Origin of the sequence: Paenibacillus sp. NPDC056579 (assembly GCF_042793215.1) — a bacterium.
GTDB lineage: Bacteria > Bacillota > Bacilli > Paenibacillales > NBRC-103111 > Paenibacillus_S.
This window is the reverse complement of sequence record NZ_JBHTVD010000003.1, coordinates 90,484-105,310: the sequence shown is the minus strand read 5'-3', so window position 1 is coordinate 105,310 and position 14,827 is coordinate 90,484. Positions and strand designations below refer to the sequence as shown.

General features: G+C 49.4%; 14 protein-coding genes. All 14 read left to right on the top strand.

Annotated features, from left to right (window positions below):
* Positions 1-21 precede the first annotated feature (21 nt).
* The 14 genes from sucD to fliI all read left to right on the top strand — a co-directional run bounded on the left by sucD (position 22) and on the right by fliI (position 14,827).
* Complete coding sequence (gene sucD / locus ACFQ88_RS12985) at positions 22-954, top strand: succinate--CoA ligase subunit alpha (RefSeq protein WP_379454421.1); 933 nt, start codon at positions 22-24, stop codon at positions 952-954.
* 117 nt (positions 955-1,071) lie between these two features.
* Positions 1,072-2,175 carry a DNA-processing protein DprA gene (gene dprA, locus ACFQ88_RS12980; RefSeq protein WP_379454420.1) on the top strand — a complete coding sequence of 368 codons (1,104 nt, stop codon included), beginning with the start codon at positions 1,072-1,074 and terminating at the stop codon, positions 2,173-2,175.
* 46 nt (positions 2,176-2,221) lie between these two features.
* Positions 2,222-4,306 carry a type I DNA topoisomerase gene (topA, locus tag ACFQ88_RS12975; protein WP_379454419.1) on the top strand — a complete coding sequence of 695 codons (2,085 nt, stop codon included), beginning with the start codon at positions 2,222-2,224 and terminating at the stop codon, positions 4,304-4,306.
* 30 nt (positions 4,307-4,336) lie between these two features.
* Positions 4,337-5,665 carry an FADH(2)-oxidizing methylenetetrahydrofolate--tRNA-(uracil(54)-C(5))-methyltransferase TrmFO gene (gene trmFO, locus ACFQ88_RS12970; RefSeq protein ID WP_379454418.1) on the top strand — a complete coding sequence of 443 codons (1,329 nt, stop codon included), beginning with the start codon at positions 4,337-4,339 and terminating at the stop codon, positions 5,663-5,665.
* 163 nt (positions 5,666-5,828) lie between these two features.
* Positions 5,829-6,374 (top strand): ATP-dependent protease subunit HslV, encoded by a 546-nt coding sequence (hslV, locus tag ACFQ88_RS12965; RefSeq protein ID WP_379454417.1) that lies wholly within the window; start codon positions 5,829-5,831, stop codon positions 6,372-6,374.
* 23 nt (positions 6,375-6,397) lie between these two features.
* A complete protein-coding gene (gene hslU / locus ACFQ88_RS12960) occupies positions 6,398-7,792 on the top strand; it encodes an ATP-dependent protease ATPase subunit HslU (RefSeq protein ID WP_275590421.1) in 1,395 nt (464 codons plus the stop codon).
* 57 nt (positions 7,793-7,849) lie between these two features.
* Positions 7,850-8,623 carry a GTP-sensing pleiotropic transcriptional regulator CodY gene (gene codY / locus ACFQ88_RS12955; protein ID WP_239626447.1) on the top strand — a complete coding sequence of 258 codons (774 nt, stop codon included), beginning with the start codon at positions 7,850-7,852 and terminating at the stop codon, positions 8,621-8,623.
* Positions 8,624-8,839: 216 nt separating this feature from the next.
* Positions 8,840-9,241, top strand: a complete 402-nt coding sequence (gene flgB / locus ACFQ88_RS12950; protein ID WP_239626445.1) for a flagellar basal body rod protein FlgB — start codon at positions 8,840-8,842, stop codon at positions 9,239-9,241.
* Positions 9,242-9,244: 3 nt separating this feature from the next.
* Positions 9,245-9,691, top strand: coding sequence for a flagellar basal body rod protein FlgC (flgC, locus tag ACFQ88_RS12945; RefSeq protein ID WP_379454416.1), 447 nt, complete (start codon positions 9,245-9,247; stop codon positions 9,689-9,691).
* Positions 9,692-9,721: 30 nt separating this feature from the next.
* Positions 9,722-10,021 (top strand): flagellar hook-basal body complex protein FliE, encoded by a 300-nt coding sequence (gene fliE / locus ACFQ88_RS12940; protein WP_239626441.1) that lies wholly within the window; start codon positions 9,722-9,724, stop codon positions 10,019-10,021.
* 48 nt (positions 10,022-10,069) lie between these two features.
* Positions 10,070-11,662, top strand: coding sequence for a flagellar basal-body MS-ring/collar protein FliF (gene fliF, locus ACFQ88_RS12935; RefSeq protein ID WP_379454415.1), 1,593 nt, complete (start codon positions 10,070-10,072; stop codon positions 11,660-11,662).
* 11 nt (positions 11,663-11,673) lie between these two features.
* Positions 11,674-12,690, top strand: a complete 1,017-nt coding sequence (fliG, locus tag ACFQ88_RS12930; RefSeq protein ID WP_239626437.1) for a flagellar motor switch protein FliG — start codon at positions 11,674-11,676, stop codon at positions 12,688-12,690.
* Complete coding sequence (locus ACFQ88_RS12925) at positions 12,683-13,504, top strand: FliH/SctL family protein (RefSeq protein WP_239626435.1); 822 nt, start codon at positions 12,683-12,685, stop codon at positions 13,502-13,504. Before fliG ends, ACFQ88_RS12925 begins: the two co-directional genes overlap by 8 nt.
* Entirely contained in the window at positions 13,505-14,827 is a 1,323-nt protein-coding gene (gene fliI / locus ACFQ88_RS12920) for a flagellar protein export ATPase FliI (RefSeq protein WP_379454414.1), read from the top strand. It abuts the gene before it with no gap.

The following is a 14,827-nucleotide window of genomic DNA, read 5'->3' as shown; positions in this document are numbered from 1 at the left end:
CAAGGGATGTGAACTATACAAATGAGTATTTTGGTTAATAAAAATACAAAAGTTATCACACAAGGTATTACAGGTTCCGTAGGTATGTTCCACACGAAAGGTGGTCTTGACTACGGTACGCAAATGGTTGGCGGCGTAACTCCAGGTAAAGGCGGCACTAACGTCGATATCACTTTGGAAAACGGCGAAACCGTATCTCTTCCGGTATACAACACCGTTGTTGAAGCCAAAGCGGCTACAGGTGCAACAGTATCCGTAATCTACGTTCCGCCTGCATTCGCAGCCGATGCGATCATGGAAGCGGTAGACGCTGAGATGGAGCTTGCTATTTGTATCACTGAAGGTATTCCTGTATTGGACATGGTTAATGTTGCCCGTTACATGGAAGGCAAGAAAACCCGCTTGATCGGACCTAACTGCCCTGGCGTTATTACTCCAGGCGAGTGCAAAATCGGCATCATGCCGGGCTACATTCATACTCCAGGCCATGTAGGCGTTGTTTCCCGAAGCGGAACATTGACTTACGAAGCGGTTCACCAGCTGACTACCCGCAACATCGGACAATCGTCCGCAGTAGGTATCGGCGGCGACCCTGTTAAAGGCTCCGAGTTCATCGATATCCTAAAATTGTTCAATGATGATCCGGATACTTATGCCGTTATCATGATCGGTGAAATCGGCGGTACAGCGGAAGAAGAAGCAGCTGAATGGATCGCAGCCAACATGACGAAGCCGGTAGTAGGCTTCATCGGCGGCCAAACGGCGCCTCCAGGAAAACGTATGGGCCACGCAGGCGCTATCATTTCCGGCGGCAAAGGTACTGCAGCAGAGAAAGTGGCTACTATGGAACGCTGCGGTATTAAAGTAGCTCCAACACCTTCCGAAATGGGCTCCACGCTCGTTAGCGTTTTGGAAGAAAAAGGACTTTTGGAAAAGTGCATCACTAAAAAATAATAATAAGTTCCTACAGGCAAGCAGCCTTCTATTCCCGTCCGGGAGTGGAAGGCTTTTCTTTTTTTCAGGGGTCAAAAGCACAAAAGTTGTTCTCAATGAAGGAGTGATATATACTAGATGGACGATAGAACCATTTTAATCGCGTTACATCATATAGAAGGAATCGGTTGGAAGACGATTCGCAGGATCGTGGACCGGGTACGAACGCTGGCGGATATCACCTCGTTCCAACTGCAGGATTGGTTGAATCTGGGGCTGCCGTTATCCCGAACCGAACTGCTTCATGCAGCCGTGAAGAAAATGAGCTCCGACGGAATCGACAAGCTGCTGGAGACGTACCGGGATAAAGAAATCGGCATCGTCACCGTCTTCGACGAACGATACCCTTCTTTATTGAAGCAAACCGCCGAGCCTCCATGGGTCATGTACTATCGGGGACGGCCGGAGCTGATGAGCCGGCTTTGCATTGGGGTTGTCGGAACGCGAACACCAACGGCTTATGGACGTAATGTCGCCGAACAGCTGTCGAAGTCGCTTTCAGCGGCTCATGCTTGCATCGTCAGTGGTTTGGCGAGAGGAATTGACAGCGCTGCCCATATAGGAGCCTTGTGCGAGGCTGGGAGCACGATAGCCGTGTTAGGCTGCAGCATCGATCAAGTATACCCGCCGGAAAATAAATCACTGTATCAGCAAATTTCCAGCCAAGGGCTGATCTTGAGCGAATATCCGCTGCATACGAAATCCCATCCAGGCTTATTTCCTCAAAGAAACCGCATAATCGCAGGACTCAGTGCAGGAATCGTTGTCATTGAAGCCGCTTTAAAAAGCGGATCCCTTATTACGGCGGATCAGGCTCTGGAGGAATCGCGGGATGTATATGCCGTTCCGGGCCCCATCCATTCGATCAAAAGCCAGGGCGCGTTGTCATTGATCAAGCAGGGCGCCAAGCTGGTCACGTGTGCGGAAGACATACTAGAAGAGTACCCTCATTGGATATCATTGGACCGTTTGACACACATTAAGACAGAGACGGTGAAGCTGCCACCGCTGTCACCGGACGAACAAATGATCGTAGACCTGCTAGGCGATCAGCCGCAGACCGTCGATGAGCTGATGGCCAAAAGTCAATTTACCTTTGGACATTTGCATTCAGTTCTGTTAAATTTACTAATGACTAAACGAGTGGTACAATTGCCAGGTTCTGTATACACATTAAGTTAACCCGTACAAATATAAATACTTTTTAAACGAAGGGGGAAGGACGCCTATGGCAGATTCGCTAGTCATTGTGGAGTCACCCGCAAAAGCAAAAACCATCGGTAAATATTTAGGCAGCAAATTTATTGTCAAGGCATCCATGGGTCATATCCGTGATCTTCCGAAAAGCCAAATCGGCGTGGAGATAAAGAAAAATTTCGAGCCGAAATATATTACGATCCGCGGAAAAGGCTCCGTGCTTAAAGAGCTGAAGGATGCGCGCAAGAAAGTAAAAAAAGTTTATCTGGCGGCTGACCCGGATCGCGAAGGGGAAGCGATTGCCTGGCATCTGGCTCATTATCTCGAGCTTAACGAGACGGAAGCTTGCCGTGTCGTCTTTAACGAGATTACGAAGCAGGCGGTTAAGGACGCTTTTAAAACACCGCGCAAAATCAATATCGATTTGGTCAATGCGCAGCAGGCCCGCCGAATTTTGGACCGGCTTGTCGGATATAAGATCAGTCCGCTGCTGTGGAAAAAGGTGAAGAAGGGCTTGTCCGCAGGACGGGTGCAATCAGTAGCCGTCAAGCTGATCTATGACCGGGAGAACGAAATCAAAATGTTCGTTCCCGAGGAGTATTGGTCCGTTACAGCGAAGCTGTTAGCGGGCTCGTCCGAGTTCGAAGCCAAATTTCACAGCTTGAACGGGGACAAGAAGGAACTGAAGAATGAGCAGGAAGTCAACGAAATCTTGGCAGGCATCGAGAAAGCCGATTTCGTAGTTTCCGAAGTGAAAGAGAAGGAGCGGCAGCGCAATCCGTCCCCGCCTTTCATTACAAGCTCTTTGCAGCAGGAGGCGGCGAGGAAGCTGAACTTCCGCGCTTCCAAAACCATGTCCGTCGCACAGCAGCTTTATGAGGGCATTGACTTGGGGAGTGAGGGAACGGTAGGCTTAATCACTTATATGCGTACCGACTCCACGAGGATCTCCCCGGTTGCTCAAGAGGAAGCTCGCGAGTACATCGTGCAAAAATACGGCCCGGATTTTTATCCGGAAACGCCGCGGGTTTACGTGAAAAAAGCGGCAAACGCCCAGGATGCGCACGAAGCGATTCGGCCGAGCTCGGTTCTGCGCGAGCCGGATCAACTGAAGGAATATTTGAGCCGCGATCAGCTGAGACTGTATAAGCTCATTTGGGAACGGTTCGTTTCAAGCCAGATGGCATCCGCTGTGCTCGATACGATGACCGTAGATATTGCCGCGGGCGATACCGTATTTCGTGCAGTCGGCTCGAAGATGAAATTCCCGGGCTTTATGAAGGTATACGTCGAAGGCAACGACGACGGTACCACCGAAGAAGATAAGCTGCTCCCGCCGCTTAAACAAGGTGATAAAGTTAAGAAGAAGCAGATCGATCCGAAGCAGCATTTCACGCAGCCGCCTCCGCGCTATACGGAAGCAAGGCTCGTCCGGGCTTTGGAGGAAATGGGCATCGGCCGTCCAAGTACGTATGCGCCGACGCTTGAAACGATTCAACGCCGCGGTTACGTCGCCATCGAGGAAAAGAAATTCGTCCCTACCGAGCTTGGCGAGCTGGTAATCCAGCAGATGATAGAATTTTTCCCCGAGATTCTGGATGTAGAGTTTACCGCTCATATGGAAGAAGAGCTCGACCATGTGGAGGAAGGCAAAGAAGATTGGGTGAAAGTGCTGAGCTCTTTCTATGAATCGCTGGAGAAGCGTCTCGAAGTAGCTGAGGAAGAGATGGAGAAGATCGAAATTCAAGATGAAGTGTCCGATGAAATCTGTGAAAAATGCGGACGCCATCTTGTGTATAAAATGGGCCGGTTCGGCAAGTTCCTTGCTTGCTCGGGCTTCCCGGATTGCCGCAATACGAAGCCGATCGTCAAAGATATCGGGGTGACCTGTCCGAGCTGTAAGGAAGGGAAGATCATCGAGCGCCGAAGCAAGAAAGGTCGCGTGTTTTACGGCTGCGACCGCTACCCGGAATGCGAATTCGTATCTTGGGATAAGCCGGTGGACCATCCTTGTCCGAAATGCGGAGCGATGCTGATCGAGAAGCGGAACAAGAACGGTCTGTTCCACCAATGCACGCAGTGCGATTTCAAGGACGAAGTCCAAGAGAAAGAATAGGTTAAGTTTACGTTTCAGGAGGTTAACATCTTGTCAGATACACCCAAAGTAACCGTTATCGGTGCCGGTTTGGCCGGAAGCGAAGCCGCATGGCAGATCGCAAGCCAAGGCGTGCCCGTTGTATTATATGAAATGCGGCCGGTGAAAAAGACGCCGGCCCATATATCCGATCAATTTGCCGAATTGGTGTGCAGCAACTCGCTGCGCGCCAACGGCTTGACTAACGCCGTCGGCGTGCTGAAAGAAGAAATGCGCATACTGAATTCACTCATTATGCGCTGTGCGGACAAGCATGCGGTTCCGGCCGGCGGCGCTTTGGCCGTTGACCGAGATGGCTTCTCCGCCGAGGTAACGACGATGCTGCGCAGCCATCCGCTTATCGAGGTGCGCAACGAGGAGCTGCAGGAGCTTCCAGACGGAATTACCGTCGTCGCAACGGGACCGCTCACGTCGCCGGCACTTTCCTCCCATTTGCAATCGCTGATGGGAGAAGAGTACTTGTATTTTTACGATGCAGCAGCTCCGATCGTCGAGAAAGATTCGATAGATATGAGCAAAGTATATTTGGCTTCCCGTTATGACAAGGGAGAAGCGGCTTACTTGAACTGTCCGATGACGGAAGAAGAGTTTAACGTGTTCTATGATGCTCTCATTTCCGCTGAGGTTGCTCCGATCAAAGAGTTCGAGAAAGAGATTTACTTTGAAGGCTGCATGCCGATCGAGGTTATGGCGAAGCGGGGCAAGCAAACCGCATTGTACGGACCGATGAAGCCGGTGGGCTTGATCAACCCGCATACGAATCAGCTGCCTTATGCTGTAGTTCAGCTGCGTCAGGACAATGCGGCAGGGACGCTCTACAATTTGGTAGGCTTCCAGACGCACCTGAAGTGGGGAGAGCAAAAGCGGGTGTTTTCCTTGATCCCGGGACTGGAAAATGCGGAGTTTGTACGTTACGGCGTTATGCACCGCAACACCTTTATCAATTCGCCTAAATTATTGAAACCGACATACCAATTTATGAAGCGGGACAACTTGTTTTTCGCCGGACAAATGACGGGTGTGGAGGGCTATGTGGAATCCGCAGCCTCCGGTCTTATTGCCGGCATGAATGCGGCGCGCTTCGCCAAAGGCTTGGACTGCCTCGTGCTTCCGCAGGATACGACGCTCGGAAGTATGGCCCATTATATTACGACGGCGGACTTCAAGCATTTCCAGCCGATGAATGCCAACTTCGGGCTTCTTCCTCCTTTGGACGAGAAGATCAAGGTGAAGAAAATCCGTTATGAAAAAATCGCTTTGCGTGCAATTGAGAAAATTCAGAATTTTTCACAAAACGAATACAATTCCACTTGTAAGTAAAAGCTCCAGTATGATACTATAAACTTGTTTTTGAAATTTGCTGATTTATGGAACCTCTGCATCGTGGCTGCTTGGTAAGCGCGTCCTCGAACGAGGTTTTTCTATTGAATACCTGAATTTCGATTATGATCCGATAGAGGTTATCTCATGGAGGTATCGCATAATGGAACAAACCTTTCATGCCACGACGATCTTTGCCATTCGTCACCAAGGCAAAGGGGCTATTGCCGGTGACGGCCAAGTCACGTTCGGCAACAGCATGGTGATGAAGCATACCGCGAAAAAAGTGCGCAGATTATACCGCGGCAAGGTGATTACGGGTTTTGCGGGCTCGGTAGCCGATGCCATTACTTTATTTGAAAAGTTTGAAGCTAAGCTTGAGGAGCACCACGGCAACCTGCAGCGGTCCGCCGTCGAGCTGGCCAAAGATTGGCGCTCCGATCGCGTGCTGCGTCGCTTGGAAGCGATGATGATCGTAATGGATTCGAGCAACGTGCTGCTCATCTCGGGTAACGGCGAGATCATCGAGCCGGATGACGGTATTCTCGCGATCGGCTCCGGAGGAAGCTTCGCATTGGCTGCGGGCCGGGCGCTTCACCGCTATGCGCCGCAGATGAGCGCCAAAGAGATCGCTCATGCATCGCTTACGATGGCTGCAGATATTTGTGTATTCACCAACCACAATATTATCGTGGAAGAAATCGAGTAGACGACAAAGAAGGAGGCTCTATCGTGAAGCATACTGCCATGACACCGAAAGAGATTGTGAATCAGCTGGACAAATATATCGTCGGGCAAAAGAAGGCTAAAAAGTCCGTAGCCGTCGCGCTCCGCAACCGATATCGCAGAAGCCTGCTGGATGAGTCGCTTCGCGATGAAATTGTCCCGAAAAATATATTGATGATCGGTCCTACTGGAGTAGGTAAAACGGAAATTGCCAGAAGATTGGCGAAATTGGTTAACGCGCCTTTCGTCAAGGTGGAGGCTACCAAGTTCACCGAGGTCGGCTATGTCGGCCGGGATGTGGAAGCCATGGTCCGCGATTTGGTGGAGACATCAATCCGTATGGTAAAGGCGGAAAAGACCGAGAAGCTGAAGGATAGAGCGGAGCAAATGGCCAATGAACGCATCGTATCGATTCTCGTGCCTAATCCTGCGAAGCAAAAGTCGCAGCGCAATCCGCTGGAAATGCTGTTCGGCAATCACGGACAGGCGGAAACACAGGAAACGGAGCCGGATCAAAGCATTTACACGCGCAGACAGGAAGTGAAAGCGCAGCTGGCCAAAGGCGAGCTGGAGCAAACAGTCATCGAGATTGAAGTCGAAGACGCTTCCCCTTCCATGCTCGATATGTTGTCCGGGCAAGGAAACGAACAGGCCGGCATGAATATGCAGGAGCTGTTCGGATCGCTGATGCCGAAGAAAACGAAGAAACGGAAGCTGCCGATCAAAGAAGCGCGGAAGGTTCTCATCCAGGAGGAAGCGCAAAAGCTGCTCGATATGGATGAGGTTATCCAGGACGCCGTGTCAAGAGCGGAGCAGCTCGGCATTATTTTTATCGATGAGATTGATAAAATCGCTAGTTCCGGCCGCGGCGGCGGACCCGATGTTTCTAGGGAAGGCGTGCAGCGCGATATTTTGCCGATCGTTGAAGGCTCAACGGTAATGACTAAGTATGGTCCGGTGCAGACCGATTATATTTTATTCATTGCGGCAGGGGCGTTCCATATAGCTAAGCCTTCAGACCTAATTCCGGAGCTTCAAGGCAGATTTCCTATTCGGGTAGAACTAAGCAGCTTAACGCAACAGGACTTTGTGCTCATTTTAAAGGAGCCTAAGCATGCTTTGACCAAACAGTATACGGCACTTTTGGAAACGGAAGGAATCCAGGTGCAATTTTCCGATTCGGCGATAGATGAGATTGCCAAAATAGCCGCGGAAGTAAACCAGAATACCGATAATATCGGTGCAAGAAGGCTGCATACCATATTGGAAAAGCTTCTGGAGGATTTATCGTTCGAGGCTCCCGAAATCACGCTGGAGCAGATTGTCATTACGCCCGAATACGTGCGTGAGAAGCTTTCCGACATAGTCCAGAACCGCGACTTAAGCCAGTATATACTGTAATCGGTGCAGCAGGTATGGCACTATTCTAACCGTTAAGTCGCTCTAGGAGGCAGTATCATGACATTGTTGACAAAGACAAGAAGGTTAAATAAATTGTTGCAGAAGGAAGCCGGCAATCCGGTCAGCTTCATGAATATGGCCGAAGTGCTGAGCGACATCCTGCAGGCGGATATATTCGTAGTCAGCAGGAAGGGCAAAGTGTTGGGCAAAGCTTGGTCCCCTTCAGGCCTTGGGGAGCATTTGGGCGAATCGGTTTTGACCGAGAACCGCTTCCCGGCTGAGTACAATCAGCTGCTATTGAAGGTAGAGGAAACCTCTTCCAATCTCAGCGCCCTCAGCGATTACAATGTATTCGCGGAGGGAATTGCCGATGACGGCATCTCCATTACCATCGTTCCTGTAATCGGAGGCGGCGACCGGCTGGGTACGCTTATATTGACCCGTCGGGAGGCCGGCTTCATCGATGACGACCTCATTGTAGCTGAATACGGATCGACGGTCGTAGCGATGGAGATCCTTCGGGAGAAGGCGGAGCAAATCGAGATTGAGGCGAGAAGCAAGGCTGTCGTGCAGGTGGCTGTGGGCTCGCTGTCCTTCAGTGAGTTAGAGGCGGTTGAGCATATTTTCGAACAATTGGAAGGCTCGGAAGGGCTGCTCGTTGCAAGCAAAATAGCGGATCGTGTCGGAATTACTCGATCGGTTATCGTCAATGCACTCAGAAAACTGGAAAGCGCAGGGGTCATAGAAACACGGTCACTTGGTATGAAAGGGACTTATATCCGGGTTCTAAATGACCAGTTGATAAGTGGCATTCAAAGTGTGAAAATATAGTAAAACCACAGGTTTTAAGCCCTATATTCCAAATATAGGGCTTTTTTCATATTGTAATAAATTGCATATTTCTTCAATATAGAAATAGTTCTGGGTGACTACATTTTCTTCCAAATGGTCATATAATTTTTAGATTATTATGTCGAACAAAGGAGGATAATGAAGCGAACCTGTTGAATAGGTAAACCTAACATCATCTTGAAGGTAGGATAGCGGATGAATATTCTCAATAAGCCCGTTTTTAATCAGATGGAACGCACCTTGGATGCGGCGACCATGAGACAGCGAGTCATTGCGGATAACGTAGCCAACGTCGACACGCCTTACTTTAAGCGTTCGGATGTCAAGTTTGAAGAGCTGCTTCAAAGTGAGCTGAATGGATCCTCACTGCAGGGCTACCGCACGGATCCGAGACATTTTTATATCGGACGCCCTCCGAGACCGGAGCCGCAAATTGTAAGAGATAATTCTTCGGCCATTAACAACAACTTGAACAATGTGGATATGGATTACGAAATGTCATTGTTGGCCAAAAACCAATTGCGGTATAACGTGATGGCCCAGCAGGTAAGCAGCGAGATTAAAAAATCCAGAATTGCCATTGAAGGGAGAGCTTAATGAATGAAACTGACCAATGGCTTTGATATTAGCTCATCCGCCTTAACCGCACAACGGTTTCGGATGGATGTCATATCCTCCAACATTGCCAATGCAGACTCGACAAGAGCAAGGATGGTCAACGGTAAATGGGTGCCGTATCAACGCAAGCTGGTAACGATCGAACCGAAAACCCCCACATTCCAACAAGCGCTTGAAAATGCGCAGTCCGGTGCGAGCGGAGAAGGAGTCAAGGTAACGAAAATTATCGATGATACTTCTCCCTTTAAGCAGGTTTACAATCCAACACATCCCGATGCCGATGAGAACGGATTTGTCATGATGCCGAATGTTGACGTGCTTAAGGAAATGGTTGATATGATTTCCGCTACTCGTTCCTATGAAGCAAATGTGACTGCATTAAATGCATCCAAATCAATGATCACCAAAGCTTTGGAAATCGGAAGATAATAACAACCTTACGATAAAGGAGAATTCATCATGATCGATAAAGTGGGCTTACTGCCAATGCAATCCATTGCTCAACAGCCATCGAAGAGCATGAGCGCTTCTGAAGTTTCGGAGCAATTCGGACAGTTCCTGAATGATGCGATGGTTAAGCTCAATAATCAGCAAGCAGAGGTGGATAAGTTTAACGATCAGTTCGCTAGAGGAGAGAATGTGGATGTGCATCAGCTGACGATCGCTTCCGAAAAAGCTTCCCTGGGTCTGCAGCTTACCGTGCAGGTTCGCAATAAAGTCGTCGAAGCCTACCAGGAAATTATGAGAATGCAGGTATAACGGGGTTTAACGAATGACTAGCGACGGCTTATTAGATGGGGTGAAATAGTGAACGAGAATATTTCCCGGTATTGGAGCCGAATTACCCAGTACTGGAATCAATTCAGCAAAGCACAGAAGATGACTTTCGCAGCGACCGTGATTCTTGTCATACTTACGATCGGGATCATTAGCTATAATTTTTCGAAGACGGAATACGCACTTGCTTATACGAACCTTCAACCGAGCGATGCGGCGGCGATTAAAGGATACTTGGACGGAGCGAAAATTCCGTATCAGCTAAGCGAGGACGGCAAGAGCATCGGCGTTCCGCGAAGCGATGTTGCTAGCGTCAAGCTGGCGGTAGAATCTCAGGGCTTGAATAAAACGGGCAACATCGGGTATGGAGAATTCGCCAAATCAAGCACTTTCGGGACAACGGACAAAGAGTTTAACGTCAAATACATAAATGCGGTTCAAGGGGAACTGCAGCAGCTGATCAACTCGAACAACGCGGTAAGCAGCTCCAAGGTGTTGATCAACATGCCTGAGGAAAGCGTGTTTCTTCCGAAGGGAGCGGAGAAAGAAAAAGCTTCGGCTTCCGTAGTCGTCAATGTAAAGCCGGGTTATTCTCTCGATCAGGCAAAGGTAGACACGATGTATAACCTTGTATCTCACAGTGTCAAGGGCTTGCCGGTGGAGAACATTACAATTTCCGATCAAAACGGGGAACCGCTTGAGTATTCCAAAGGCAATAACAAAATTAACAACGCGAATGTAGCGCTGCAAAATTTTGAAATCAACAATCAGTTCCGAAACGACATCCAGAAAAACGTGCAGCAGATGCTCGGAGCGATTCTTGGCAGAGACAAAGTCATCGTACAGGTAGTTTCTACGATGAACTTCGATCAAATGAATACCAAGCAACAGCTTGTAACCGCACCTAACGCCGTCGACCAAAAAGGCTTGGAAATTTCCGTTCAGGAAATTCAGAAAAATTATACCAGCGACAGCTCGGCAGGCACTGGCGGCGTACCTGGCACAGGCCAGACGGATGTTCCGGGGTATCCGGGCAGCAACACCAACGGCAAGTCCCAATCCGAGGAGCTTCAAAGAACCGTCAATTCCGAAGTAAACCGGATTACGAACGATATTATCGCCACACCGTACGTTGTAAAAGATTTAACCATTAACGTGGGAATTGAACCACCGACTCCCAATGATCCGAACTCACTGACGCAAGAAACGAAAGACGCCGTACAGCGAATTCTTGTCAATGTCGTCAGAGCGGCCCTTGCGGACAATAAGCAAACGTTGACGGATGAAGATTTGAATAAGAAAGTAACCGTATTTGCTCATCAGTTTGCAAGACCGAATGCCGACACTACGGCTAATGCCAATTCGATGCTGTTGTACGGAGCATTAGGCGGCGTAGCTCTCGCACTTCTGGCCGGCGGCGGATATTTGTGGATGAGACGACGCAAGGCACGGGAGCAAGCAGAGGAAGAGCTGGATGAACAACCGGCCAAGCTCGAATTCCCAACAATCGATATTGATAATGTGACTAACGATAATCAAGTTCGCAAGCAGCTGGAAACCTTGGCGAAAAGAAAACCGGAGGAATTCGTCAATCTGCTTCGTACCTGGTTAGTAGATGAATAGAGGTGTAGTTGTTGGCTAAAGTGCAGCAGCAAGTATTATCAGGCCGTCAAAAAGCTGCCATTTTGTTAATCAGTCTGGGTCCTGAAGTTTCGGCACAAATATTCAAACATTTGCGCGATGAGGAAATAGAGCAGTTAACATTGGAAATTGCAAACGTTAGAAAAGTCGACAGCGTAGAGAAGGAAGCCATTTTAGCCGAGTTTCACCAAATATGCCTGGCACAGGAGTTTATCTCCCAAGGCGGTATTGCTTATGCGAAAGATATTTTGGAAAAAGCTCTCGGCTCTCAAAAAGCGCTCGACATCATTAACCGATTGACGGCAACGTTGCAAGTCCGTCCGTTCGATTTCGCCAGAAAAGCGGACCCTGCACAAATATTGAACTTTATTCAGAACGAAAATTCGCAAACTATTGCACTGGTGCTTGCTTATTTACAGCCGGAGCAATCCTCCATCATTTTATCGTCGCTCCCTCAGGACAAGCAGGCGGACGTCGCCAAACGGATTGCATTGATGGACAGCACGTCTCCGGAGGTTATCAGCCAGGTTGAACGGGTGTTGGAACAAAAGCTGTCGGCTACCGTAACGCAGGATTACACCAATGCCGGCGGTATTGCGGCTATCGTACAAATCTTGAACGGCGTCGATCGCGGTACCGAGCGTACGATTCTCGATTCGCTGGAAATTCAGGATCCTGAGCTGGCAGAAGAAATCAAGAAAAGAATGTTCGTGTTCGAAGACATCGTCAACATCGACAACCGGTCTATCCAACGGATTATCCGGGATATCGAGAACGCCGATTTGCAGTTGGCGCTTAAAGTGGCCAGTGAAGAAGTACGCGATGCCATATTCAAAAATATGTCCAAGCGAATGGCGGAAACGTTCAAAGAAGAAATGGAATTCATGGGTCCCGTTCGTTTGCGTGATGTGGAAGAAGCACAGACCCGTATTGTCGCTACCATCCGTCGCCTAGAAGAAGCAGGCGAAATCATCATTGCCCGTGGCGGAGGAGATGATATTATTGTCTAATGTCATCAAGTTTACGCAATATGTATCTTTAGACGATAAGAAAGTCGTAGAGGTTGCATCGAAATATGTATTGGATGAAAATGGTTCCGAATCCTCATCGGGATATTCGGAGGAAGCTCAGCAAGAAATTAATGAAGTTAACGAATTGAAGATGCAAATACTGCAGGATGCCCAAACGTTCGCCGAAGAGCAGCTCAGAGTGGCCATGGATGAAGTATCCGCCATCCGCGAGCAAGCCCAGACCGATATCGATCAATGGTGGACGGAGCAGCGCCAGCACGATGCAGAGCTGCAAGCCGATCTTAGAGAAGAAGGCTATAAGCAGGGCTACGAGCAAGGGATACAGGAAGCGGAAGAACAGCTTCGCCGCCAGTATAACGACATGCTCCAGGAAGCATCGCAAATATTGAACCAGGCTTATGTATTGAAACAGCAGATCATTCAAGAGGCGGAGCCTTTTCTCATTCAAATGAGCTGCGCCATTGCCGAAAAGATTGTTTCCCGCCAATTGACGGTAGAGCCGGAATGGATCATCGATTTAATCGAGACGGTACTGGCAAGACGCAGGGAAAAAGGGATCATTACGCTTTGCGTAGCACCGGCACACTTTTCTTACATTCAGGACGCCAGGGAGGAATTGCTTCTCCATATCGATTCCCAGGCGGAATTGCAGATCATACCGGATCCGTCGGTGCATGACCATGGCTGCGTAGTCCGTTCATCATTCGGAAGTATCGATGCAAGAATCGATACGCAGTTAAAGGAAATCAAAACCGCGCTTCAGCATCTCGCTGTCAGAAATGAGGGATCGTAGATGAATCCGGCGCTGGACGTATCCAAATATTTGGAGCAGCTGAAGCAAATCGACCCGATTCGCGTCAACGGCAAAGTAACGCAAGTCATCGGCCTGACCGTTGAATCGGAAGGTCCGGACGCAAGCATCGGGGATGTCTGTTACATCTACCCGCTGAAGTCCAATCAGCCTTTAAAAGCCGAAGTCGTAGGCTTCAAGAACAATAAGGTGCTGCTGATGCCGCTCGGAGAGCTCCATTCGATAGGACCCGGCTGCGATGTCGTCGGTACAGGTAAACCACTGACGGTGCAAGTAGGGCACGAGCTTCTCGGCAAAGTACTGGACGGGCTCGGCCAGCCTTTGGACGGCACGTTCCTGTCATCGCGAATGACCCAGTATTCTACCCATAACGCACCCAGCAATCCATTAAAAAGACCACGTGTGCTCGAGCCGATCAGTGTCGGCGTCCGTTGCATCGACGGTCTGCTGACCATCGGAAAAGGACAGCGCGTCGGGATATTCGCCGGATCCGGCGTAGGTAAAAGTACATTGATGGGCATGATAGCCCGAAATACTTCTGCCGACGTCAACGTTATTGCTTTAATTGGAGAACGCGGCCGGGAGGTACTCGATTTCATCGAACGCGACCTCGGTCCCGAAGGATTGGCGCGATCGGTCGTCGTAGTGGCCACATCCGATCAACCGGCATTAATCCGGATTAAAGGCGCTTTGATCGCTACAAGCATCGCAGAATATTTTCGCGACCGCGGATTGAATGTCATGCTTATGATGGACTCGGTAACCCGTTTCGCGATGGCTCAGCGTGAAGTCGGGCTGGCTGTCGGCGAACCGCCGGCGACTCGCGGATACACCCCTTCGGTATTTGCCACATTGCCGAAGCTGCTGGAGCGTTCGGGTACGGGGCCAAAAGGATCCATAACCGCATTCTATACGGTGCTCGTCGACGGGGACGATATGAATGAGCCTATCGCCGATGCCGTCCGAGGTATCCTCGACGGACACATCGTTTTGGACCGCAATATAGCGAATCGCGGGCATTATCCGGCCATTGACGTGCTATCCAGCATAAGCCGTGTCATGAAAGAAATTGTTCCTCAGGAGCATCAGCTGGCTGCCGAAAATTTGAAGCGACTCTTATCTGTTTATAAAGATTCGGAGGACCTTATCAATATAGGGGCGTACCAAAGAGGATCGAATCCGGAAATTGATAATTCTTTGGAACATATTCAATCGATCTGGGATTACACCAAGCAAAGAGTCAATGAGAAGATGACGGTTATGGATGCACAAGAGCGGTTAATTCGAGAATTTTACAAAGGGTGA